This is a genomic window from Streptomyces sp. NPDC056128 (assembly GCF_042263835.1).
Lineage (GTDB): Bacteria > Actinomycetota > Actinomycetes > Streptomycetales > Streptomycetaceae > Streptomyces.
Genome location: NZ_JBHJVQ010000005.1, coordinates 222050 through 242899, shown reverse-complemented (window position 1 = coordinate 242899; position 20850 = coordinate 222050). Strand labels below are relative to the sequence as shown.

The 20850-nt window shown below is 72.3% G+C and carries 20 protein-coding genes; 9 read left to right on the top strand and 11 right to left on the bottom strand.

What is annotated here, in order from left to right; genetic code table 11:
- Positions 1 to 49: 49 nt before the first annotated feature.
- From ACFC1X_RS14145 to ACFC1X_RS14130, 4 genes are all read right to left on the bottom strand, one after another.
- Complete coding sequence (locus ACFC1X_RS14145) at positions 50 to 682, bottom strand: bifunctional 4-hydroxy-2-oxoglutarate aldolase/2-dehydro-3-deoxy-phosphogluconate aldolase (RefSeq protein ID WP_376352730.1); 633 nt, start codon at positions 680 to 682, stop codon at positions 50 to 52.
- Positions 683 to 799: 117 nt separating this feature from the next.
- Positions 800 to 1945 carry a galactonate dehydratase gene (gene dgoD, locus ACFC1X_RS14140; protein ID WP_376352728.1) on the bottom strand — a complete coding sequence of 382 codons (1146 nt, stop codon included), beginning with the start codon at positions 1943 to 1945 and terminating at the stop codon, positions 800 to 802.
- Positions 1946 to 2743, bottom strand: coding sequence for a FadR/GntR family transcriptional regulator (locus tag ACFC1X_RS14135; protein ID WP_376352726.1), 798 nt, complete (start codon positions 2741 to 2743; stop codon positions 1946 to 1948).
- A 30-nt stretch (positions 2744 to 2773) separates the two neighbouring features.
- Positions 2774 to 3547 carry an SDR family NAD(P)-dependent oxidoreductase gene (locus ACFC1X_RS14130; RefSeq protein WP_376352723.1) on the bottom strand — a complete coding sequence of 258 codons (774 nt, stop codon included), beginning with the start codon at positions 3545 to 3547 and terminating at the stop codon, positions 2774 to 2776.
- A gap of 195 nt (positions 3548 to 3742) precedes the next feature.
- On the opposite strand from ACFC1X_RS14130, the gene ACFC1X_RS14125 reads away from it, so the two are divergent.
- The 3 genes from ACFC1X_RS14125 (at position 3743) to ACFC1X_RS14115 (ending at position 5296) form a co-directional block, all read left to right on the top strand.
- Positions 3743 to 4435 carry a DJ-1/PfpI family protein gene (locus ACFC1X_RS14125; RefSeq protein WP_376352720.1) on the top strand — a complete coding sequence of 231 codons (693 nt, stop codon included), beginning with the start codon at positions 3743 to 3745 and terminating at the stop codon, positions 4433 to 4435.
- A 50-nt stretch (positions 4436 to 4485) separates the two neighbouring features.
- Positions 4486 to 4806, top strand: coding sequence for a hypothetical protein (locus ACFC1X_RS14120; protein ID WP_376352717.1), 321 nt, complete (start codon positions 4486 to 4488; stop codon positions 4804 to 4806).
- A gap of 91 nt (positions 4807 to 4897) precedes the next feature.
- Positions 4898 to 5296: a hypothetical protein gene (locus ACFC1X_RS14115; RefSeq protein ID WP_376352714.1), complete on the top strand. Its 399-nt coding sequence runs from the start codon at positions 4898 to 4900 to the stop codon at positions 5294 to 5296.
- A gap of 24 nt (positions 5297 to 5320) precedes the next feature.
- Here the strand turns inward: ACFC1X_RS14115 and ACFC1X_RS14110 are convergent, their stop codons facing one another.
- Complete coding sequence (locus ACFC1X_RS14110) at positions 5321 to 5899, bottom strand: dihydrofolate reductase family protein (RefSeq protein WP_376352712.1); 579 nt, start codon at positions 5897 to 5899, stop codon at positions 5321 to 5323.
- A 260-nt stretch (positions 5900 to 6159) separates the two neighbouring features.
- Here ACFC1X_RS14110 and ACFC1X_RS14105 point away from each other — a divergent pair, with 260 nt between their 5' ends.
- From ACFC1X_RS14105 to ACFC1X_RS14095, 3 genes are all read left to right on the top strand, one after another.
- Positions 6160 to 7347, top strand: a complete 1188-nt coding sequence (locus ACFC1X_RS14105) for a serine hydrolase domain-containing protein (RefSeq protein WP_376352709.1) — start codon at positions 6160 to 6162, stop codon at positions 7345 to 7347.
- Positions 7348 to 7750: 403 nt separating this feature from the next.
- Positions 7751 to 9049, top strand: a complete 1299-nt coding sequence (locus ACFC1X_RS14100; protein ID WP_376352706.1) for a globin domain-containing protein — start codon at positions 7751 to 7753, stop codon at positions 9047 to 9049.
- A complete protein-coding gene (locus ACFC1X_RS14095) occupies positions 9046 to 9699 on the top strand; it encodes a pyridoxamine 5'-phosphate oxidase family protein (protein WP_376352703.1) in 654 nt (217 codons plus the stop codon). Before ACFC1X_RS14100 ends, ACFC1X_RS14095 begins: the two co-directional genes overlap by 4 nt.
- Positions 9700 to 9739: 40 nt before the next feature.
- Here the strand turns inward: ACFC1X_RS14095 and ACFC1X_RS14090 are convergent, their stop codons facing one another.
- The 5 genes from ACFC1X_RS14090 to ACFC1X_RS14070 all read right to left on the bottom strand — a co-directional run bounded on the left by ACFC1X_RS14090 (position 9740) and on the right by ACFC1X_RS14070 (position 16040).
- Positions 9740 to 12103, bottom strand: coding sequence for a SpoIIE family protein phosphatase (locus tag ACFC1X_RS14090; protein WP_376352700.1), 2364 nt, complete (start codon positions 12101 to 12103; stop codon positions 9740 to 9742).
- 74 nt (positions 12104 to 12177) lie between these two features.
- Positions 12178 to 13632 carry an amidohydrolase family protein gene (locus ACFC1X_RS14085; RefSeq protein WP_376352697.1) on the bottom strand — a complete coding sequence of 485 codons (1455 nt, stop codon included), beginning with the start codon at positions 13630 to 13632 and terminating at the stop codon, positions 12178 to 12180.
- Positions 13613 to 14620: an amidohydrolase family protein gene (locus ACFC1X_RS14080; protein WP_376352695.1), complete on the bottom strand. Its 1008-nt coding sequence runs from the start codon at positions 14618 to 14620 to the stop codon at positions 13613 to 13615. Before ACFC1X_RS14080 ends, ACFC1X_RS14085 begins: the two co-directional genes overlap by 20 nt.
- Positions 14621 to 14676: 56 nt before the next feature.
- Positions 14677 to 15411 (bottom strand): nuclear transport factor 2 family protein, encoded by a 735-nt coding sequence (locus ACFC1X_RS14075; protein ID WP_376352693.1) that lies wholly within the window; start codon positions 15409 to 15411, stop codon positions 14677 to 14679.
- A 62-nt stretch (positions 15412 to 15473) separates the two neighbouring features.
- Positions 15474 to 16040 carry a flavin reductase family protein gene (locus ACFC1X_RS14070; protein ID WP_376352690.1) on the bottom strand — a complete coding sequence of 189 codons (567 nt, stop codon included), beginning with the start codon at positions 16038 to 16040 and terminating at the stop codon, positions 15474 to 15476.
- A gap of 304 nt (positions 16041 to 16344) precedes the next feature.
- Between ACFC1X_RS14070 and ACFC1X_RS14065 the strand changes: the two genes are divergently transcribed.
- Complete coding sequence (locus tag ACFC1X_RS14065; protein ID WP_376352687.1) at positions 16345 to 17553, top strand: acyl-CoA dehydrogenase family protein; 1209 nt, start codon at positions 16345 to 16347, stop codon at positions 17551 to 17553.
- A gap of 30 nt (positions 17554 to 17583) precedes the next feature.
- On the opposite strand, the gene ACFC1X_RS14060 is transcribed toward ACFC1X_RS14065, so the two are convergent.
- Positions 17584 to 18930 carry a PucR family transcriptional regulator gene (locus tag ACFC1X_RS14060; RefSeq protein ID WP_376352684.1) on the bottom strand — a complete coding sequence of 449 codons (1347 nt, stop codon included), beginning with the start codon at positions 18928 to 18930 and terminating at the stop codon, positions 17584 to 17586.
- A 65-nt stretch (positions 18931 to 18995) separates the two neighbouring features.
- On the opposite strand from ACFC1X_RS14060, the gene ACFC1X_RS14055 reads away from it, so the two are divergent.
- Both ACFC1X_RS14055 and ACFC1X_RS14050 read left to right on the top strand, forming a co-directional pair.
- Complete coding sequence (locus ACFC1X_RS14055) at positions 18996 to 19859, top strand: fumarylacetoacetate hydrolase family protein (RefSeq protein ID WP_376352681.1); 864 nt, start codon at positions 18996 to 18998, stop codon at positions 19857 to 19859.
- A 31-nt stretch (positions 19860 to 19890) separates the two neighbouring features.
- Complete coding sequence (locus ACFC1X_RS14050) at positions 19891 to 20850, top strand: VOC family protein (RefSeq protein ID WP_376352679.1); 960 nt, start codon at positions 19891 to 19893, stop codon at positions 20848 to 20850.

The following is a 20850-nucleotide window of genomic DNA, read 5'->3' as shown; positions in this document are numbered from 1 at the left end:
GACTGGGCCGGTGTCCGCGTCTTCGCGCCGTCCTGTTCGGGTGCGCCGGTCACGGCCGCGCCTCCCGGACGGCGGCGCGGAAGGCGCGGGCGCGGGTGCGGAGGCCGTCGAGGCTGCCGCCGTCCGCGGCGTCGCCGATCAGCGGGGAGCCGACGCCGACGGCGGTGGCGCCGGCCGCCAGATGAGCGCGGGCCGCCGCCTCGTCGACACCGCCGACGGGCACGAGCAGGTCGTGCGGGAATGGTCCGCGCAGCGCCTTGACGTAGTCGGGACCGCCGGCCTGGGCGGCCGGGAAGATCTTCAGCGCGGTCGCGCCGAGGATGCGTGCCGTGAGGATGTCGGTGGGCGTCATGACGCCGGCCAGCACGGGCATGCCCAGCTCGCGGGCGGCCGGGACGCCCTCGCCCAGGGCGGGGGTGACGGCGAAGTCGGCGCCGGCCCGGTGGGCGGCCCGCGCGTCGTCGGCGGTGAGGACCGTGCCGGCGCCCAGTGGCCGGTCGGGTCCGAGGGCCTCCCTGGCGCGCTCGATGACCCGGAGGGCGTCCTCGCCGGTCAGTGACACCTCGATGAGGTCCACGCCCTCCTCGGCCAGGGTCAGTACGGTGCGCAGCGCGGCGTCGGCGTCGGCTCCGCGCACGATGGCGACGAGTCGGTGGGCGGCCAGGGCCGCTCGCAGATCCACAGGAGGTCTCCTTCTCAGAGTGTTACAGGTCGGGCGTCGCGCAGCGGCGGCCGTCGGCCAGGGTAGGACGCCACCGGCCCGCGCCGCGGGCCGGGACCCCGGTCGCGTGATCGGGCCTCACCACTCGGCGAACGATCCGTCGGCGTGCCGCCACACCGGGTTGCGCCAGGCGTGCCCGTCGCGGTCGGCGGCGCGTACGGCCTTCTCGTCGATGTCGATGCCCAGGCCGGGCGCGTCGCTGCGGGGCGCGTGTCCGTCCACGAAGCGGAAGGGCTCGGTGTCCACGAGGTAGGTCAGCAGGTCGGCGCTCTTGTTGTAGTGGATGCCCCGGCTCTGTTCCTGGATGAGGAAGTTCGGCGTCGCGAAGGCGACCTGGAGGCTGGCGGCGAGCGCGATCGGGCCGAGCGGGCAGTGCGGGGCGAGCAGGGCGCCGTAGGTGTCGGCGAGCGAGGCGATGCGGTGCACCTCGGAGATGCCGCCGGCGTGGGAGAGGTCGGGCTGGGCGACGGCGACGCCCGCGGCGAGCACGGGCAGGAACTCGCTCCGGCCGTAAAGCCGTTCGCCGGTGGCGAGCGGGATGTCGGTGGCCGCGGCGAGCCGGGCCAGCAGGTGGCTCTGCTCGGGGACGACCGGTTCCTCGACGAACAGCGGGTGCAGCGGCGCGAGTTCGGCCAGGACCCGGCGGGAGCTGGGGGCCGTGAAGCGGCCGTGGAAGTCGACGGCGACGTCGCGGTCCGGGCCGAGGGCCTCGCGGGCGGCGGCCACCCGGTCGACGACGGCCGCGGTCTCGGCGGGGGTCGTCAGGGGTGAGACCGCCCCGGCGCCGTTCATCTTCACCGCGGTGAAACCGGCCTCCACCTGGGCGGCGATCTGCTCGGCGAGCGCGGCGGGCTCGTCGCCGCCGACCCAGGCGTAGACCCGGACGCGCTCGCGCACGGGGCCGCCCAGCAGGGCGTGCACGGGTGCCCCGTAGGTCTTGCCTGCGATGTCCCACAGGGCCTGGTCGAGGCCGGCGACGGCGCTCGACAGGACGGGGCCGCCGCGGTAGAAGCCGCCCTTGGTGAGGATCTGCCAGTGGTCCTGGATGCGCAGGGGGTCCTTGCCGATCAGCTGCTCGGCGAGGACGTCGACGGCGGCGCGGACGACCTCGGCGCGGCCCTCGACGACGGGTTCGCCCCAGCCGACCACGCCGTCGTCGGTTTCGACGCGGCAGAACAGCCAGCGCGGCGGGACCAGGAACGTTTCGATGCGGGTGATCTTCACTTAGTGGGGCTGCCTTTCCGTGTGGTCGGCGTTGCCGGTCATGCCTGTGCTGTCGGTCATGCCTGTGCTGTCGGGGCCGCGCATGTCGTCGGGGTTGCCGATGCGCTCCTGGTCGCGGCCAGCCTGATCGAGCAGGGCTCGCATGGCGGCCTCCGCCGCCCGCGGGTCGCGATCGCGGACGGCGTCCAGGACCGCCCGGTGGGCCGGTACCGGGTCACCGCTGTGCGGGGAGCTGTGCACGATGCGGTCGCGGTGGGCGAGCCCGGACGAGATCACCATCTCCATGCGTTCGAGGAGTTCGTTGTGGGTGGCGGCGAGCAGGGCGCGGTGGAAGGCGAGGTCGGCCGCCACGGCGCGGGCCGGGTCGGGGTCCTCCTCCCCCATCGCGGCCAGCGCGGCGTCCAGCGCGGCGAGGTCGTCGTCGGTGCGGCGGGCGGCGGCGAGGCGGACGGCGGCCGGTTCGACGATGGCCCGCACCTCGGCGAGGTCGCGCAGCAGTGCGAGGTCGGAGCCGGCGGTGCCGCCGCCCTCGAACTGCCAGCGCAGGACGTCGGCGTCGAGCAGGTTCCAGTCGGCGCGGGAGCGGACGAAGGTGCCGCGCTTCTGCCGGGCGTCGACCATGCCCTTGGCGGCCAGCACCTTCAGCGACTCGCGCAGTGCGGTCAGGCTCACGTCCAGCTCGCTCTGGAGCGCGACCAGATCGAGCGTGGCTCCCTCGGGAATCCGTCCGCCCAGGATGCGGCGGGCGAGGGCTTCCACGGTCTGGCCGTGTACGCCGCGGCGGGCGTAGGGCGTCATGTCGTACGGCCTTTCCGGTACGGGTCGGGGTCAGGCGGAGGCTTTGACGACGCTCCAGCCGCCGTCCACGAGCAGGTGTGATCCGGTGATGAAGGAGGACTCGTCGGCGCTCAGGAAGGCGATGGCCGCGGCCACCTCCTCGGGGGTGCCGAAGCGCCGGGCGGCGGTCTCGGCGACGCTGCGTTCCCGGTCCGCCTCCGGCACCCTGTCCCAGGCGGCCGTGAGGATCGGGCCGGGCAGGACGGCGTTCACGCGGACCTCGGGTCCGTACTCGACGGCGAGCTGGCCGCACAGGGAGAGCAGGGCGCCCTTGGAGGCGGCGTAGGCCGGGTGCCCGGGGATGCCTTTGTGGGCGTGGACGGACGAGGTCAGCACCACGGCGCCGCGCCGCTCGCGCAGGTCGGGCAGGGCGGCCCGGAAGCCGAGGAAGCCGCCGGTGAGGTTGACGTCGAGCTGCCGCTGCCAGGAGGCGAGGGTCAGGTCGTGGGCGGGGGTGACGTCGACGGTGCAGGCGTTGCTCACGAGTACGTCCACCGGACCGAAGGCGTGCGCGGCGGTGACGATCCGGGCCCAGTCGTCCTCGGAGGCGACGTCGGCGGGCACGAACCGGGCCCGGCCCCCTGCCGCGGCGATCCGCTCGGCGACGGCTGTCCCGCGCGCCTCGTCGACGTCGGCGAGGATCACGGCGGCACCTTCCCGGGCGAGGCGTCCGGCCGTGGCGGCCCCGATGCCGGAGGCGGCTCCGGTGACCACGGCCGTGCGGCCGGTGAAGCGGGCGGCGGGCGCTGGTGCGGGCTGGTTCATCGTCGGTGTCCCTCTCTCCTTCCCCGGGCCTCGATTATTACTAATTTAGTCAGAGAGCGGTAGTGGCTCCATCCCGTTGACAGGCGTCACTTTTGCCACTGGGAGGCGGGGGTGACAAGCCATACGTTCGGGGCATCCCCGGCACGGCCCGGACGACCTCTCCCCCGCCCCCTCCTCCTTCCGAAGGACCCCTTCATGCACGCCCAGATCGTCCTGTTCGACGGCTTCGATCCGCTCGATGTCGTCGCCCCCTTCGAGGTGCTGTCCGCCGGCGGCAGCGCCGCACCCGGCGCGGTGACCGTGGAACTGGTCTCCGCCGAGGGACCGCGCGAGGTGGTCGGCGGAACCGGAGGGCTGGCGCTGCGCGCCACGGCCGCCCTCGACCCGGACCGCCCAGGACTGGTCCTCCTCCCGGGCGCGGCAGGCCGCATAGGTGACCCCGCCGAGACCCCCGATCACGAGGCGGGAGCGACAGAGGCGGAACAGCGGGAGGAGTCCATCCCCGTCCTGCTGGGCCGCACCCTCACCACCGAACTGCCCGCACTGCTGAAGGCGGCGATGGAGAACCCGGAGGTGACGGTGAGCGCCGTCTGCGGCGGCTCCCTCGTACTGGCCATGGCGGGCCTGCTGGAGGGACGCCACGCCACCACCCACCACATGGGCCTGGACATGCTCGACGCCACGGGCGTCCACGCGGTGAGCGCCCGTGTCGTGGACGACGGCGACTTGGTCACCGGCGCCGGGGTCACCTCGGGACTCGACCTGGGCCTGTACCTGCTGGAACGCGAGGTCGGCCCGCGCGTCGCGCACGCCGTGGAGGTGCTGTTCGCTCATGAGCGGCGTGGCACCGTCTGGCGCGCCGAGGGCCCCGAGCCGACCCCGTTCTGACGCACCCCCACGTCCCCCGACCCACCCACACCATGAGGAAGCACAGCGACATGTCACCCGAAGGCACCTGGGACCTCGCCATCTCCACCCCCATCGGGCGGATCGGCGCCGTGGCCGAGTTCCGACGCCAGGACGGCGTACTGACCGGAACCGCCCGTGGATCAGGAGAGGAAGTAATTCTCGGCGACGTCGCCCTCGACGGCGGCCGGCTCACGTGGAAGCAGGCCATCACCAAGCCCATGCGGCTGAACCTGGCGTTCGACGTGACGATCGACGGCGACACCCTGAGCGGCACCTCGAAGGCCGGACGCCTCCCGTCCTCGAAGGTCACCGGCGAACGCCGCGCCCCGGGGGCGCCACCGCGCCCCTGACCCGGTTCCGCCGGCCACCCCGCGCCACGTTTTGCCCCATTCCTCCCGGTAACCCGTCTGGAGGACATCCAGATGCGACGAGGTGAGAACCATGCTGGTGCTGGGTCTCCTGCTGATGGCGGGCGCCGCCGCCTTCACAGGCCTGCTGATCGCGGACAACCTGTCCGGCGGTCCGGACTACACGGTGACCCTGATGGGGAACGAGCCCTTCACGATCAGCACGCTGGGGGCGTTCCTCGGGGGTATCGCGCTGACCCTGATCTTCGGCCTGGGCATGTGGATGCTGCTGGCCGGGACGGTGCTGGCCCGCCACCGCAGCAAGAAGCGCCGCACGGACCGGCTGGCCGCCCGGCAGGCCTACGCGGAGCGCGACGAACTCGCCGGCCGCGTGGAGGGCCAGAACGCACCCGCCGACCCCACGGCCGAGCCTGCGGGGCATCGCAGGCCGTCCCTGCACCGGCCGGGGTGGCTCCGGCCGCACGGTCACTGACCTCGGTGCGCGGGAGCGACCGATTCACGCGTGCGGGGTCGGCCGGTAGACCAGTTCCTGGATGTGGCCGTCGAGTGTCCGCCGGTCGATCAGTTCGAGATCGAAGTCGTCCGCGCCCTGGAAGACCGGGTCGAGCCCGCTCTTCCCCGTGATCACCGGGAAGAGCGTCACCTGGACGCGGTCGACCAGGCCGGCGGCCATCAGGGCGCGGTTCATCGACAGGCTGCCGTGGGAGCGCAACGGCACCGCCGACTCCTCCTTGAGCCGGGCGACGACGTCGACGGCGTCACCGCTCGCGATGGTCGCGTCCGGCCAGTCGAGGGGTCCTTCCAGGGTGGTCGACACCACGGTCGTCGGCAGGTTGCGCATCCGGGTGACCCAAGGGTCGCGCACGTCGGATCCCTCGGTGCTCTCGGCCAGCATCTGGGCGAACGCCCGGTACGTGTTGGCTCCGAAGACCATCCGCTGCTCCTCGTCGTACAGGGCGAGGCGGTGGTCGAGGAGTTCGGGGCCCTGCTTGCCCCAGTAGCCGGTCCAGTCGCCTCCGGCGGCGCCGAAGCCGTCGAGGCTGGAGAAGACGTCGAACGTATAGGTCGTGGTCATGATCGGCTCCTGGACTGCGGTGGCGGTTGACGGCGTCCTGGAGATAAAGACCGGCGATCGGGGCGTAAGTCATCGGCCGGGAGCACACCGGATGACGGCCGGTCTTGAGGCGGGCCGGTTCTGGAGCCGGTTGCCGCGCAATGTATGCGGGGGGTTAGCCCCACCCCGCATCCTGCCGGTCACCCCATCGCACCGGCTCGCTCCTCGTGGACATCCTGGTACGGCGCCGGCACCGGTGCCTCGACGACCAAGGAGTCCACGTGATCAAACGCAGGCGAGCGCGAGGCGGCTTACTCACCCTGGCCCTGGTCATGGCCATCGGGGTCGTGGGGAGCGCGTCGACAGGCAGCGCCCTCTCGGCCTCCCCCACGTCGGACCATGCGCGGACCTCGGACCATGCCCGGCTGCGCGCCGTCCTGCAGCGCATCACCACGGTCGACGGTGCGCCCGGAGCGCTCGCCGAAGTACGCACCAGGCGCGGCGGCACTACGGTGCTCACCAGCGGAGTCGCCGATGTGCGGAGCCGCACGCCGGTGCGTGGTGACAGCAGGTTCCGGCTCGGCAGCATGACCAAGCCGTTCGTGGCAACGGTCCTGCTGCAGTTGGCGGGTGAGCGGCGCGTGCGCCTCGACGCGCCGGTGGAGCGCTATCTGCCCGGCGTCGTCCGCGGGCACGGCAACGACGGACGGGCGATCACCGTCCGGCAACTGCTCCAGCACACCAGCGGCGTACCCGACTTCCTGCAGCACCTCCGCCCGCAGGAGATCGTCGCGGACCCGCTGGCCCACCGCGACACCCGCGAACTCCTCGACATCGCGCTCGCCCACCCCCCGACCTTCGAACCGGGGACCGGCTGGCGCTACTCCAACACCGGCTACCTCCTCATAGGCATGATCATCGAGAAGGTCACCGGCCGTTCCTACGCCGATGAGATCCGGCGACGCGTCATCAGGCCGCTGCACCTGCACGACACCTTCGCGCCGGGCGACGCCTCCGGCATCCCCGGACCGCACCCGCGCGGGTATGCCCGGCCGGGCCCGGACGCGCCACTCGTGGACGTCACCGCGGTCAGCCCCACCATCGGCGGCGCGGCCGGTGAGCTGATCTCCAGCGCCTCCGACGTCAACCGGTTCATGTCGGCGCTCCTGCACGGCGCGCTGCTGCGCCCGGCCCAGCAGCGGGAGATGATGCGGACCCGTCCGACGGGCGGCTCGGACGGCCGGGCCTACGGCCTCGGTCTGGAGAGCTCGCCGCTCCCCTGCGGCGGTCTCTACTGGGGACACACCGGTGACTTCCTCGGCTTCGAGACCGCCACCGGCATCGCGGCCGGCGGCCGGCAGGTGACGGTCATGGCGAACCTCGGCCCGGGCGCTTCGGACGCACAGAGCGACGACATCGAAGCGGCCGTCGAGACGGCCCTGTGCGAAGGCCGCCGCGCCTCACGCTAGTCGTTCCGCTTTCTGCCCGGCGCGATCCGGTCGGGCAGATTCCGGTGACCTGTTCGCCTCCCATGACTGCCCTTTAGAACCTCCGCCCGCACGGCCGGTCATCCCGCAACGCCGCAGCCAGCAGCGCTACGCACGGGTAACCGCTGCTCCGCCCGGGCCGCCCCGAACTCTCCATCATCCGCTCACAACCCCTCTACCCGGTCGACACGCGGAGGTGCGTAGCCTCTGAGCGCGTCGTCCGCTTGCGAGAGATGACGCCACTGAGTTAAGTCTTGCCCAAAGATAGATGTTCAGTTGTGAGGTACCCGGGCACTCTGGGGCACGTGAAAGAAGACAGCAGCGTGGAAGGCCGGCCCAAGGACATGACGTTCAGAACACCGTCAGCCCCCGCGCGAGGCGCCGCGTGACGCTCGGTACCCACCGTGCCCACCTCGACGGGTATGACAGTCCCCCCACGCCGCAGGCCGCGAACGACCCGTTCCACCAGCCGCAGCAGGGCGCTCTCCCCCTCCCCCAGCCGCTGGGCCCGCACGAGTGCGACCTCGTCCGCCGCAGCGTCGCGGTGGTCGAGCCGCAGGCCGGGGAACTGGCCGTGTACTTCTACGCCATCCTCTTCGTGCGTTACCCCGAGGTCCGTTCGCTCTTCCCGGAGAACATGGACGTCCAGCGGGACCGCCTGCTGCGCGCCCTCCTGCGGATCGTGGACCTGGTCGACTCGCCCGAGCACCTGGCCCAGTTCTGCGCCCGCCTGGGGCGCGACCACCGCAAGTTCGGGGCCGTGACGGCGCACTACGCCGCGGTGGGCGAATGCCTGTTGGAGACGCTCGCCCGGTTCGCCGGCCCCGCGTGGACCCCGGAGATCGCACTGGCCTGGCAGCGGGCCTACGGGATCGCCTCCGAGACGATGATCCTGGCCGCGGACAACGACACCCGGCTCCGGCCCGCCGTGTGGAACGCCCAGATCGTCGGCCACCGGCACCTGGGCAACGCGCTGGCCGAGGTCACGGTGGCCACCGACCCCGCGTATCCGTACCAGGCCGGCCAGTTCGTCAGCATGGAGACACCGTGGCGGCCCCGGGTGTGGCGGCACTACTCACCGGCCAACGCGCCCCGGCCCGACTCGACCCTGACCTTCCATGTCCGGCACGTCGCCGGCGGCCATGTGAGTCACGCCCTGGTGTACCGGGCGCGGATCGGCGACATGGTGCGTCTGGGCCCGCCCGAGGGTGACATGGTCCTCTCGACGTCCTCCGCACGCGATCTGCTGTTCGCCGCGGGGGGCACCGGCCTCGCGCCGATCAGGGCCCTGATCGAGCAGATCGCGAACGACCCCCGGTGGCTCCAGGACCGCCGCGTGACCCTGTTCGTGGGCGCGCGCACCGGCAACGAACTGTACGGTCTCGACGAGCTGCTGCGCCTGTCGCAGCGGCATCACTGGCTGACGGTGCGCGCGGCCGTGTCCCACGAGCACATCCCCGGCGCCGAGGGCTCCCTGCCGGACGTCATCGCCGCGTCGGGTCCGGGCAGTCACACGGAGGCGTACATCAGCGGGCCGCCCGGCATGATCGCTGCCGCTCGGCAGGTACTCCTGCGGTGCGGAGTGCCGGCCGCCCAGATCCACCACGACCCGCTGGGCGTCCCGGTGCTGGATGCCCCTCTGGATCCAGGTCATCCGGCGAAGGAAGAGGACAACCGCATATGAACGACCGGCCCGCAGGCCGCCCCGGCTCCGCCGGCGAACGCCTCCTGCAGAGCCACCTGGGTACGGCCGACCGGGCCGCCACCTTCTACGACCGGCAGGTCCAGCCCCATCTCACCGATCAGATGCGCGACTTCGTCCGGCGTCAGACCATGGTCTTCCTGTCGACCGCCGACGCCGGCGGCAACTGCGACACCGGGTTCCGGGCCGGGCCGCCCGGGTTCGTCACCGTGCTCGACGAACACACCCTGACCTACCCCGAGTACCGGGGCAACGGGGTCCATGCCGGCAACGGGAACATCCTGGAAAACCCGCACATGGGCATGCTCTTCATCGACTTCACCCACCATCACATAGGGCTGCACGTCAATGGGGCGGCCCAGTTGGTGGGGGACGCCGAGCAGCGTCGCGTGTACCCGCATCTCCCCATCGACTCGGCGCACGGCCGGCAGCCTGCCGTATGGGTGCACCTGAGGGTGGACGAAGCCTACGTGCAGTGCTCGAAGTACATCCCCCACCTCGAACCGGCGCCCCGGCCCCGCGGACTGGCGGCGGACCGTCCCAAGGACAGCGACTACTTCGTCCCACCGGTGGCCGGTCGCGGAGAGTCCCGGAACTTCCGTCCGGCGCCCACTCTGCCGATGGGACACTAGGCCGGGCCTTGCTGAGTGTTCCTGACCGTCCCGACCCGCCTCATCCGGACAGCTCCTGCTCGACCCAGATGGTCTTGCCGGTCTGTCCGTACCTGCTCCCCCAGCGGCGGCTGAGCTGTGCCACCAGGAACAGCCCGCGGCCTCCCTCGTCGGTGGTGCGGGCGCGGCGCATGCGGGGCTGTGTGTTGCTGGGGTCGGAGACCTCGCAGATGAGGACGTCGTCGCGGATCAGCCGCAGCCCCACGGGCCCGCCCGCGTACCGGACGGCGTTGGTGACGAGTTCGCTGACGATCAACTCGGTCACGAAGGCACTCTCCTCCAGGCCCCACTCGGCGAGCTTGCCGGTGGCCGCCTCCCGCGCGCGGGCCACGGCCTTCGGGTCGGCCGGGAACTCCCAGCGGGCCACGGCGTCCGTCTCCAACGCGGAGGTGCGCGCGAGCAGGAGGGCCGAGTCGTCCGGCATGGGTTGCCTTCCGGCGCCGCTCGCCAGGGTCTGCGCGAGTGAGGGAAGGTCGTGCCCGTCACGTTGCAACTTGCCCAGCCGGTCCGCGAGTTCGCGGGTGGAGCCGTCGATGTCGCTGCCGTAGCGCCGGAGCAGTCCGTCGGTGTACAGGGCGATGACGGCGCCGGGCGGCACCTCGACGCTGCTGATCTCGAACGGCAGGCCGCCGACGCCGAGGGGCGGCCCGGGCCGCACGGGAACCGGACCGACCCCGCCGTTCGGCAGGGCCAGCAGGGGCGGTGGGTGGCCCGCCGCGGCCATCGTGCACTGACCGGCGACGGGATCGTGCACGGCCACGAGACAGGTGGCGCCGACCACGTCCCGGAACGCCGGATCCTCCTCGCCGGCCAGCCGGGTCACCAGGTCGTCGAGATGGGTGAGCAGTTCGTCCGGGGGCAGTTCCAGGTCGGCCAGCGTCTGCACGGCCGTGCGGAGCCGGCCCATGGTGGCGGTGGCGTGCAGACCGTGGCCGATCACGTCCCCGACGACGAGGGCGGTGCGCAGCGAGGGGAGTTCGATCGTGTCGAACCAGTCGCCGCCGATCTCCGCGCCGCCTGCCGCGGGCAGGTACACGCCCGCCGTCTCCATGACCCGGGTCGAGGTGTGCGTCTGGGGCAGGAGACGCCTCTGGAGGGTGACGGCGGCGCGGTGCTCACGGGTGTAGCGGCGGGCGTTGTCCACCCCGAGGGCGGCGTGGGCCGCGATCTCGGTGAGCAGGGCGACGTCCTCCTCGTCGAACGGCTCGACGCGGTCGGTGCGCCAGCCGACCACCACCCCCAGCAGCAGGCCGCGCGCGAAGAGTGGGGCCACGGCCATCGAGTGGCCACGATCGGGTGCCGCGAGCCGCACGTGAGCGGGGTCGGCGAGACCCCGCTCCAGCGCGGCCCGGTCCACCGTGATCGTGTGGCCTTCCTGGAGTTCCCGGACGAGAGGCGTGTCCGGGAAGGCCGGCACCACCGCGCCGAGCGGGAGCATGCCGGGTGGCCACGGGCCGTGGGCGATGCGGTTCGCGGCCCTGCGCAGGTGGAGATCGCCCCCGCCGAAGGTCTTGGGCGGTTCCTCTCCGGTGAGAACGGCGTCGGCCAGATCGACCCAGGCGACATCGGCGAAGTCGGGCACCAGCGTGTCGACGATCTCCTGAGCCGTCCTGTTGATGTCGAGGGTGCCCCCGATCTCGGCCGACGCCCGATGGCGCAGCTCGCGTCGGCGTTCGGCATGCCAGTGCCGCGTCGCGTCTGTGATCAGCACCGCGACGCCCGTGGGCCGCCCGTCGTCGTCCTCCGTCCGCACGGCGGAGACGGACAGCGACCAGTCACCGAACGGCGGCTGGGCCGACCTCACCCGCTGCTCGCGCGCCGCGGAGGGCACTCCGGTCTCCAGCACGCCCCGCAGCGCGGCTTCCGCCTCGGCCGCGTCGTCCGCGTGCATCACGTCGGCCAGTCGGCTTCCCACGGTGAGTGAGGGTCCGGCGGCGCCGTGTACGAGGTTGGTCCGCACCACGGCGAGATCCGTGTCCCGGAGGACGAAGCCGATGAGGTCCTGGCCGAGCAGCGCCCGTGCCAGCGGCTCGTCGCACGCGGGGCCGGGGGCGCGGTCGGCCGCGACGGCCAGGATCAGGGTGGGGCCGGCGCCGTGCAGCCGCTCGGCGCGGTAGCTCACCGTGATCACCTCACCGGAGCCGCACAGCAGCCTGGTGTCGCCGCTGTCCGGCGGCCGGCCCGCGGTGGCGGCACGAGGCTCGGCCAGCAGGCGGAGAACGGAGCGGCCGAGGACGTCCGCGGCGGGTCGCACCAGGAGCTCCTCCGCGGCCCGGGACCAGCCGATCAGGACACCTCGACGATCGATCAGCGCGGCCGCCACCCCGGCGGGCGGCGCGCGGTCGTCTGCCCTGCTCACACCCATGGTGTCGTCACCGCCTCCTGTCGGGCCGGTGAACCCATCATGGCGCGATGCCAGAACCTTCGCCTTTCCGCAGGTCAGTCGATGGTCCGCGTCGTCGCGAGCCTGTCCTTGATCCTCGTGAGGTCCGCCGCCGAGCAGTACCTGCCCGCCCGGACCACACCGACGACGCGGTGGAGGTTGGCCGCGTCGTCCAGCGGGTTGGCGTCGAGGAGGACGAGATCGGCGTTCCGGCCCGGTTCCACGGTGCCCATCCGGTCCGTGGCCTCCAGGAACTCCGCGGCGTACAGCGTGAGCATCCGCAGCAGCCGCAGCGGCGGGATGCCGGCCTCGGCGAGCAGGTCGATCTCGTCGTGGAGTGCGGCGCCCGGGACGACCCAGACGGCGCCCGAGGAGTCGGTGCCGACGAGCATCCGGACGCCGCTCTCGTCGAAGATCCGCGCCATGTCGTATTCGTGGCGGTGGGAGGCGGCGAGGGTGGCTCGTTGTCCGGCCGTGAACCGCTTGCGGAATCTCGCGACCACGCGGTGCCAGGTCTTCAGGGTGGCGGGGGCCATGTAGCGCAGGTCGGGGTCGGTGGCGAAGGCGGGGTCGTCGCAGAGTTTGCTGGTCTTCTGCCGGATCATGGTGGGCACGTGCCAGGTCCCGTCGGCGGCGAAGTGTGCCGCGAGGGCGCGGGTGCGCCCTTCGTCGTACGTCCGGACGGCGTGGTCCAGGATGGCGATGTCGTCGGGTTTGTTGAGGTTGACGGGGTTGAGTACCACCCGTCGCACCGCCCGTCGCACGACCGCGTCCATGGCCTTGTCCATGGCCCTGTCCATGAACGGCAGCTTCACGGTGGGCAGGCCGAGTCGCTGCCGTGCTCCGGCGGCCCGCTGGACGGCTTCCTCCTCGCTGGAGCAGCACGCCAGGACGCCGAGCCCGGAACCGAAATGCTCGATCGACCTCATGCCCAGGCGTGAGACCTTCAGTACGTCGATACCGCCGGGCAGGTGGCCGACGATGGGTCTGCCGAGGCGCAGGGCTTCGGCTTGGGCGTCGAAGAAGCGCTCCTTGGTCATCGCGGCGGACTTGACGAAGTCGGCACCGGCCGCCACCTGCTCGCGCACCGTCGCGGCGGCCTGTTCGGGTGTGGCGGTGTTCAGCATGGTCAGGAGGGGGCCGGGCATGGCGAGAAGCGCGGGTGACGCCTGGGGGAAGGTGAGTCGCCCCTCGGTTCGGGCCTGGAGCAGGTCGAGGCTTCCGGACATCTGCCGGTAGCCGGTGATGCCGTGGGCGAGCATGAGTTCGAGGGTGGCCGCCACGTCACCGCCACGGCCGAGCGGATGGGCGTGCATGTCGTTGTACCCCGGCACGAGGTAGCGACCGCGGGCGTCGACCGTCGTGGTGCCGTCCGGCGGGGTGAGTCCGGGTCCGACGGAGGTGATCACACCGCGCTGGACGAGCACGTCGGTCCCGGGGTGGAGCGAGCCGTCGCGGGTGCCGACGACGGTCGCGCCGCGCAGGAGGAGGTCAGCGGGATGGGCCTGCATGCTCGTTCGTTCCTTCGTTCTCGGCCGTCTGTCGCACGTCCTCGGCGAACAGGCGGCGTGCGTGGCGGGTGGTGAGGTCGCGCCAGGTGTCGGCCGTGGAGGGTGGTGGCGCGGAGTCGACCGAGGCGATCTGGGCGAGCACGGCGTCGGCGGGTGTCCAGCAGTAGTCGCTGCCGTAGAGGAGCCGTTCGGTGCCGAAGGCCGCCTCCAGGGCCGGGATCTGGCGAGGGAAGGGCGTACCCGCCATGTCGTACCAGACGCGTCCGAGCTGTTCCCGCACGCTCCGCTCGTCCGCGGGCCCGCCGCCGAAGTGGGCGCGGAACAGTTCCATCCGGTCGGCCAGCAGCGGCAGCACTCCCCCGCCGTGGGTGAGGACCCAGCGGATCCCGGAATGGCGGCCGATGACCCCGTGGAAGAGCAGGTCGGCGGCGGTGCGAGCGGTGTCGAAGAGGAACTCGAGCACGGGCCGCGGCCGGCCCTGGGCGAGGGCGTCGGCGTGCGGTGGTGACGTGGGGTGGACGAAGACGACGGCGCCGCGCCGGTCGAGGTCCTGCCACAGCGGTTGGAACCGGGGATCGCCCAGGTAGCGGCCGTGGTGGTTGCTCTCCACCGTCACGCCGTCCGCGCCGAGCACGTCGAGTGCGTGGGCGGTCTCGGCCAGTGCGCCCTCGACGTCGGGCAGCGGGAGGGAGGCGAAGAGGCCGAACCGTCGCGGGTGCGCGGCGCGGATCCGGGCGCCGTACTCGTTGACCTCGCGGGCGAGGGCGCGGGCCACGGCGTCGTCGCCGAAGTGCACGCCCGGGGAGGAGATCGACAGGTAGGACTTCGCGATGCCCGCGCGCTGCATCATGTCGAGGTGTTCGCCGACGCTCCAGGTGGGCCAGCCGGGCATCCCGTCGGGATGCTCCACACCGGCGGCTCTGGCGGTGGCGACGTAGTCGTCGGTGACGAAGTGGGCGTGGACGTCGACGAGTCCGGTCCGGGTCATGCGTGCCTCCGTGGCGGGTCGATGAAGGGATCGGCGACGGCCGACGGCGAACGCGGTCAGGTGCCCTGTCGGAGCCAGGTGCGGTTGGCCTCGTAGAGGGCGTCGATCGTCTCGGGCCGGTCGACTCCCGGCAGATCGTGGCGTACGGCGGCGGCGCCGCGTGTCTCCTCCACCCAGTAGGACAGTGCCGCGTACGACGGCCGGTAGCGGGCCAGCCGGCCGGGGTCCAGGCCGGCGGTGCCGTCGGGGTTCTCGGGCGTCAGGTAGTCGAACTGATAGACGCACTTCAGTTCGCTGATGCGCCAGTCCCGCCCGCGCTGCTCCAGGCGTTCCACGATGCGGCTGTAGGCCGTGAGGAACAGGTTGACGCCGCCCAGCGCGACCCGCCCGGCGATGATCACCCCGGTGTCCGCGGTCGCGCGGTCGCCCTCGACGTGGATCAGTACGGGGCTGAGGACATGGCAACTGCGTCCTCCGGCGTCGAAGCTCTGGCGGGACAGGCGGACGAACTCGGGGCCGTCCGTCCGGATCCAGGAGATGTCGACGAGCGAGTCCGGGTGGAACTGCTCGGCCATGACGTCCCATTGGGCCATGTCGCGAGCCCACCGTTCGGTGAGCACCACGGTCTCGATCTCCTTCCGGACCGCCAGGTCCTTCGGACGGGACGTGCGGCCGGGAGCGGGTGCCGAGGCGGCGGGGTGCGCCACCATCCCCGCCCCGGCCATCACGGCGCCGCCGGCGAGGAGTGCCCGGCGCATGAGTGCGGGAGTGGTCCTGTCGTGGTCCGACACATCGGTCTCCTTGGTCGGTGAAGGGGTTCGTGACTCGGTGAAGGGGTTCGTGACGGCCTCGGTCAGATGTCCCACCAGCCGAAGGAGTGGGTGGGTACGTGCACGCCGCGGACCCGGTCCAGGCGGACCAGCCGGCCGCGGTGGAAGAGCAGGGGGTCACGGCGCCCGTCGGCCGCGGCGAGGCGCCGCACCCGGCCCAGCACGGCGATGTGGTCGCCCGCGGGAAAGCTGTCCTCGACCTCGCACTCGATCCAGGCGGTGGCGCCGTCGAGACGCGGTGCCGCGTGGTCCGTCAGCTCCCAGTCACCGGTGGCGAAGCGGTCCGCCGTACGGCCGGCGAAGGCGGCGCACACCTGTTGCTGGTCGTCGGCCAGCACGTTGACGCAGAAGTGACCGGAGTCGACGATCGCCCGCGCGCTGGCCGACTGGCGGCCGCAGTAGAAGACCACCAGGGGCGGGTCGAGCGAGACGGAGGTGAAGCTGCCCACGGTGACTCCCACCGGCCCCTCGGGTGCGGTGGTGGTCACCACGCACACGGAGGTCGGTACGTGGCCGAGTACGCGACGGAGTACCGCCGGGTCGGCCGTCGGTGCGAGCGGTTCTGTCAGGGCAGGGGCGGATGCGGACACAGCGACCTCCAGGAGGGCGGAGCCGGGGCAGTGCGCCGCCGGCGGTCGCGCACGGCGTCGATGGCGCGGTTTCCACCCCAGTAGTTCCACGGTTGCCGCTCCCTGGCATTGGGCCGGGAGGCCAAGCCGGGCGGGCGGTGCTGGGCGCCGGGCGCAAACCGCCGCCGAACTGGTCCGGGGGCCCAAACGACGCGCGGAACTCTGCGGTCCGGGACACAGGACACGGGCGCGGACCCGGCGTGGAATGCCGGTAGCGGCGCCCCGGCGAGGTGCGCCACCCGAGCCGCGACACCAGGAGGACCCCATGACCACGACAGCGGCCGCTGCGCCGACGACGGCGGCGCCCCTCACCGCACTGATGGAGAGTGCGTCAGCCCTGGTGCCCCTGCTGCGCGAGAACGCCGCCCGCACGGAGGCCGACCGGAGGGTGGTGGAGGAGAACATCGCGGCGCTGTCCGAGGCCGGGCTGTTCCGGCTGACCGTGCCGCGGCGCCTCGGCGGTCACGAGGTGAACATCCGGACCTTCCTGGAGGTCACCTCCGAACTGGCCCGCGGATGCGGGTCCACGGCCTGGGTGACGACGCTGGTCAACGTGTGCAACTGGATGGTCGGCCTGTACCCCGAGCAGGCCCAGCGGGAGGTCTGGGGCGACAACCCCGACGCACGGGTGTGCGGTGTGCTGGCGCCGAGCGCGACCAGCCGCGCGGTCGACGGCGGGCTGGTCGTCACCGGCCGCTGGGGCTTCGCCTCGGGCAGCCTGCACTCCCAGTGGGCCTGCCTCGGTGTCCCCGTCACGGACGCCTCCGGGCAGCAGACCGACCAGGGCTCGGCGCTCATCCCGATGCACGAGCTGACGATCGAGGACACCTGGCACGTGGCCGGCATGCGGGGCACCGGCAGCAACACCCTGGTCGCCGACGAGGTCTTCGTCCCCGCCCACCGCGTCCTGTCGGTCACCCAGGGGGTGCGGGGCGTCTATCCGACCGAGCACAAGGCCGAGCCGCTGTACCGGTCGGCGCTGGTCCCCGTGCTCGCGCTGGTGCTGGCCGGCCCCCAGGTGGGTCTGGCACAGGCCGCCATGGACGTCGTCACCGCCTCCCTGGCCAAGGGCAGGGGCATCTCCTACACCTTCTACGAGCGCGCCGACGAAGCCCCGTCGACCCAGATCCAGCTGGCCGAGGCGGCCCAGCTGACCGACACCGCCCGCCTGCACCTGATGCGGGCCGCCGACGACATCGACACCTGGGCCGCCCGCGACGCGTACATGCCGTTCGAGACACGGGCGCGGGTGCGCATGGACACCGGGTACGTCACCCGGCGGTCCCGGGAGGCGATCGACGTGCTGCTGAGTGTCCAGGGCGCCGGCAGCTTCGCCGAGGCCAACCCCCTGCAGCGCATCTGGCGCGACCAGGAGACCGGCAGCCGGCACGCGGTGATCAACCCGGCCATCGCCGGCGAACTGTACGGGCGTGCCCTCCTGGGGATCGAGGAGCAGGTCACTCCCCTGATCTGACCCACCCCTCCCTGCTCTCCGACCGCGATGTCACCCGCGCCGGGAAGGACCGTCATGCGAGCCATCCTCCTGAGGCCGGAGCACGGCGATACCCAGTGTCTCCGCGGCTTCGAGGGCCGCCATCACCTCCGGCAACCGGGCCGTCAGGTCGTGCCCGATCAGTTCCTGTGCGCGCTTGACCCGGTAGGTGACGGTGTTGCGCGCCACGTGCAACTGCGTGGCGGTGACCGTCAGACCGCGTTCATTGCGCAGGTACAGGCGCAGCGTCCGGCGCAGTTGTCCGGCGGGACGGCTGTCCGCCGTCAGGTCCCCCAGTTCGTCGCTCACGAAGCGACGCAGGGCCGGCAGGTCGCTCGACATCAGGGCGGCCAGTTCGACCTCCGGGTAGTCCACGACGGGGCCGGTGCCGTGCGGGTTGAGCTGTGCGACCCGTACGGCGTGCCGGGCGTCCTCGTGCGACTGGCGGAACCCGAGCAGACCGTCGCGTGGCGTGCCGCAGGCGAAGCGGACGTTCTCGGCGTGCCGGAGTTCACCGGTGCCCCGCCCGGCGGGGGGAGCGGCGTGCGGTTCTCCCCACGCCCACACGGTGGTGCGGCCGGTGGGCAGGACCAGGGTCGAGGTACAGCCGCGCAGGTGCAGCAGTTCCGTCGCCGCCCGCTGCAGGTCGCCGGGGCCGTCGGCGGTCGGGCTGTCGCACCAGGCGATGACGGCCAGGTGGCGTCCGTCGAGGCGGTAGGCGAGGAGGTCGCCCGCGGTCTCCTGCCGCACCGGCTGCCCGTCGAGGATCGCTCGGACGGTCTCCTCGCGGGCCGCGGCTCCGCTGGTGAGCCAGCGGTCGTGCTCGGCCAGGTACTCGGCGGTCATCCGGGAGGAGAAGGTGTCGACGAAGTCGAAGAGCAGCTCGGAGACGCGACGGAACTGCTCGGCGCGCTCGGACGGGGCCGCCAGTTCCTGGCACGCGCCCATCAGGGCGTTCGTCAGGGCCGCGTGGGCGACCCGGATGCCGCGCAGCACCTTGTCCAGTCCGAGCCGCCGCCGGGCGAACTCCCTGTCCCCCCACAGGGATTCCTCGGGGACGGGCCGCTCGGTGTCGGAGTCGGCGAGCAGCAGCAGCGCGTACAGCGTCGCGGCTTCGGTGCCCATCCGGAGGGTCTCGAAGGGCGCGGGACCACCGCCCAGTTCGGGCACCTCGCGGATGATGACCCGCGCCAGTTCGTCGCCGACGGTGACGGCCCAGGCCACGGGCTGGGTGCCGAGGGTGTCGCCGGCCTCGCGCAGCCCGCGTGCCGAACTGGCGGGCTCCGGCGACGCGTCCGGCCGCGCGGGTGCGAGCCGGTAGATCCACTCGGAGGGGCTGGATGTGGAGTGAGCCGTCATGACGCCGTCCTTGCCGCAAACCCGAACTCTGACAAATCATCGTAAATCCTGCCTTGGAGAATCTCATGCGCCTTGCGAATATCGACGGACGACTGGTCATCAGGGGCCCGCACGGCTACCTCGACGCCGCGGCGGCGAGCCGGGGCCGGTTCGGGCCGGACGCGCAGAGCGCGGTCGCCGACTGGGAGGCGTTCTCCTCCTGGGCGCGGGAGTTCCTGGCGTCGCCGGAGGCGGCGGCCGCCCCGTGGGTCTCGACGGACACCGGGAGCGGGTGGGGGCCGCCCGTCCCCCGGCCCGCGCAGATCTTCGCGGTCGGTCTCAACTACCGGGACCACATCGCGGAGTCGAAACTCGACGTACCCGCGGAACCCGCCGTGTTCACCAAGTTCGTCACCTCACTGACCGGCCACGACTCGGCTGTCGGCCTCCCCGACGGGCTGGTCGACTGGGAGACCGAGCTGGTCGTCGTCATCGGCCGACGCTGCCACCGGGCCACCCGCGAGACCGCCTGGTCCCACGTCGCCGGACTGACCGTGGGACAGGACCTCTCCGAACGACGACTGCAACTCACCGGCCCGGCACCGCAGTTCTCCCTCGGCAAGTCCTACCCGGGCTTCGCGCCTCTCGGCCCCGAGCTGGTCAGCACCGACGAGTTCGCCGACCCCGACGACCTGGAGCTGGGCTGCCGGCTCGAAGGCGGGGAGGTGCTGCAGAAGAGCCGCACGTCCGAGATGGTCTTCGACGTACCCGAACTCGTCGCCCGCCTGTCCTCCGTGTGCCCCCTGCTGCCGGGTGACCTGATCTTCACCGGGACCCCGGCCGGTGTGGGCGGTGCCCGCACCCCGCAGCGGTTCCTCGCTCCGGGGGACGTCCTGCTCACCTGGATCGAAGGCATCGGAACCCTGCGCACCCCCCTGCGCGCCTCCTGACTCCCGCCCCGCCTGCGAAAGAGCCGCAACCATGTCACTGCACCGACTGACCCAGATCGTCATGGGCGTGCCGAACGTCGAGCGGACGGCCGCCTACTACGCCGACTTCGGCCTCACCACCGGCGCCCCCTCCCCCGGCGACGCACCGGCACCGGGACCCTCCCACGTGCTGTCGACCGTCGACGGCGGAGAGCAGCTGCGCATCGTGCACTCCGCGCGGCGCCGCCTGGTCGAACTCGGCGTGGGCGCCGACGACCGCGACGACCTCGACCGGGTCGCCGCGTCACTGGCCCGGATGGACATACCCGTGCACCGCACGGCCGAAGCCGTGACGGCCGTGGACCCGGGCACCGAAGTCCTGGTGCGCGTGGAACTGGCTCCGCGGCTGCGGCAGGAGCCCGCCCCGGCGGCCCCGTACAACACCCCGGGCAGCACCGCCCGGCCGCACGAGCGCGCCCCGGGCATCCTGCGCGAGGGGCCGGTCCGGCCCCGCAAGCTCGGTCATGTCGTCCTCGGCTCCACCGACCAGGAGGGCTCCCAGCGCTTCTTCCAGCGGGGTATCGGCTTCAAGGTCAGCGACACCGTCAAGGACCTGGCCGCGTTCATGCGCTGCTCAACCGACCACCACAACGTCCTGGTGCAGCAGTCGCCCGTGGCCTTCCTGCACCACACGTCCTGGCAGGTCGACGACGTCGACGAGATCGGCCGTGGCGCCACCGGCATGCTGGAGGCGGACCCCGACCGCCACACGTGGGGCCTGGGCCGCCACTACATCGGCTCGAACTTCTTCTGGTACCTCAAGGACCCCGCGGGCACCTTCAGCGAGTACTACTCCGACCTCGACTGCATCGTCGACGACGCCCTGTGGAAGCCCGGCGCATTCGAGGGCGTCAAGTCCCTGTACGCCTGGGGCCCGCCGCCTCCCCCGTCGTTCCTCGCCCCGGAGGACCTGGCGGCCCTGATGACCGGCGCGCACGCGCCGGCAAAGTGA